This is a genomic window from Emticicia sp. W12TSBA100-4 (assembly GCF_040253585.1).
Lineage (GTDB): Bacteria > Bacteroidota > Bacteroidia > Cytophagales > Spirosomataceae > Emticicia.
The window spans coordinates 1-720 of the sequence record NZ_JBELAU010000064.1 but is presented as its reverse complement, the minus strand read 5'-3'; the positions used below and the strand labels follow the sequence as shown (position 1 = coordinate 720).

Genomic DNA, 720 nt, shown 5'->3' with positions numbered 1-720 from the left:
GTAACTAACGATGGAAGTTTACCAAATGTCCAAATCACAGGTTCTGATAACCTAAGTTGTGCTACTACAAATGTTATTCGCACAGCAAGTGGTGGTGGTTCGTATCTTTGGTCAAACGGACTCGGTACTAACGCAACGGCTACTATCACAGCAGCAGGTACTTACACCGTCACAGTAACAGGTTTAAATGGTTGTACTGCAACAGCCACTACCACCATAACTAACGATGGAAGTTTACCTAATGTCCAAATCACGGGTTCTAATAACCTAAGTTGTGCTACTACAAACGTCATTCGCACAGCAAGTGGTGGCGGTTCGTATCTTTGGTCAAACGGACTCGGTACTAACGCAACAGTAAATATCTCAACTACTGGTACTTACACCGTCACAGTAACAGGTTTAAATGGATGTACGGCAACAGCCACTACAACCGTGACTAACGATGGAAGTTTACCAAACATCCAAATCACGGGTTCTAATAACCTAAGTTGTACTACTACAAACGTCATTCGCACAGCAAGTGGTGGTGGTTCGTATCTTTGGTCAAACGGACTTGGTACTAACGCAACAGTAAATATCTCAACTGCTGGTACTTACACCGTCACAGTAACAGGTTTAAATGGTTGTACGGCAACAGCCACTACCACCGTAACTAACGATGGAAGTTTACCAAACATCCAAATCACTGGTTCTAATAACCTAAGTTGTGCTACTACAAAT

The 720-nt window shown here is 42.8% G+C and carries 1 pseudogene; it reads left to right on the top strand.

The annotated features are described in order from the left end of the window. Positions 1–720: pseudogene (locus tag ABR854_RS25750) on the top strand (rhamnogalacturonan lyase); the annotation flags it as partial.